This window comes from Azoarcus taiwanensis, assembly GCF_012910885.1.
GTDB lineage: Bacteria > Pseudomonadota > Gammaproteobacteria > Burkholderiales > Rhodocyclaceae > Azoarcus_F > Azoarcus_F taiwanensis.
Genome location: NZ_WTVM01000262.1, coordinates 1 through 1,333, shown reverse-complemented (window position 1 = coordinate 1,333; position 1,333 = coordinate 1). Strand labels below are relative to the sequence as shown.

The window sequence follows — 1,333 nt, the reverse complement described above, 5'->3', positions numbered from 1 at the left end:
GTTAGCAGCGCGATGCAAAAGCCGGCGGCACCGCGCCAGCACTGAGGTTCAGGTCGAATTTCATCGTGACATTGTTTTCCGGAATCGCCTTCGCACCGCGTTCGAATTGTCTTCGTGGCCGCAACGGCGACCGCGAAGGCCAGTTTGCGCACCTGCGCTCATGCCTTCACCTCCGAAACGCTCAATTTCGCGATTCGGAGCAGGTTGTATGCAGCACCGGAAATGAAGGCCGCCATCTGGGTCTTCGCCTGGCCGATGAAACGGGTCTTTCGCAATCCGCCGACCGTTTTCAACCAACCGAAGATCTCCTCGACGCGCTTTCGCTTTCGCTGGCTGACCTGGTAACCCTTGGTTCGGGTGGTTCGACCATCCAGGCCGGGCGTCTTCCGATCCTTGATGCGCGCGATGTGCGGTCGCACCGCGTGCTCGCGCAGGTGCCCGACAAATTCCTTCACGTGATAGCCCTTGTCGGCGCCGAGCGTCTTGGGGTGAATGTGCCGTCGACGTGCGCGAGTGAGCAGCTGCCGCGCGGCACGGTGCTCGGCCTGGGTCGATTCGGTGATGAGGATGTCGACGCACAGCCCATTGCGGTTCTCCATGAGCACATGCCCACCATAGCTGAGCTTGGCCGGCTGGCCGTTGCCCTTGCGCATGAGTCGAGACTCGGGATCGGTCGTGCTTTGATGCGTGGCGTTCGAGCGCTTCTCGCCCTTGAAGTCGACCATCCCGGTGCCGTCATCACCGTCCTTGGGCGGGGTGCCATCCTTGGGCTTAAAACTCTTGAACGAAGCCCAGGCATCGATCAGCGTGCCGTCGACCGTGAAGTGGTCCGAGGACAGCAGCTTCTGCTTGCGGGCCAGATTGACGACCTCATCGAAGAAGCGTCGAGCCACGTCGGTGGCGACAAGGCGTTCGCGCAGGCGGCTGAAGTTCGACTGATCCAACGTCGGGCTCTCGAGATCCATGTCGAGAAACCAGCGGAACAGGATGTTGTAGTCGAGTTGTTCGCAGAACTGCCGGTCCGAGCGAACCGAATACAGCGCAATCAGCAATTGCGCCTTGAGCAGTCGCTCTGGCGGAATCGATGGGCGACCGACCGAGGAGTACAGCGCGTCCAACTCCCCAGAAATTGCGGCCAGGGCACGGTCGGCCAAACGCTTCACCCGTCGCAGCGGATGATCCGCCGGCACACGCGACTCCGGCGAGAAGTAGTGGAACATCGAGGACTGGGGGTCGAGTTGGCCGCGCATCGTTGCAGGACAAGGAGTCTGGAGATGTGTCTATGACAAAAAGCTTTTCGGATCGTTCACAGCCTTTTGCATCACGCTGTTAG

At 60.6% G+C, this 1,333-nt stretch carries 1 protein-coding gene; it reads right to left on the bottom strand.

Annotation, left to right across the window (positions count from 1 at the left end; genetic code table 11):
- Positions 1-158: 158 nt before the first annotated feature.
- A complete protein-coding gene (locus GPA21_RS20175; protein WP_168989846.1) occupies positions 159-1,250 on the bottom strand; it encodes an IS5 family transposase in 1,092 nt (363 codons plus the stop codon).
- Between the last annotated feature and the right edge of the window lie 83 nt (positions 1,251-1,333).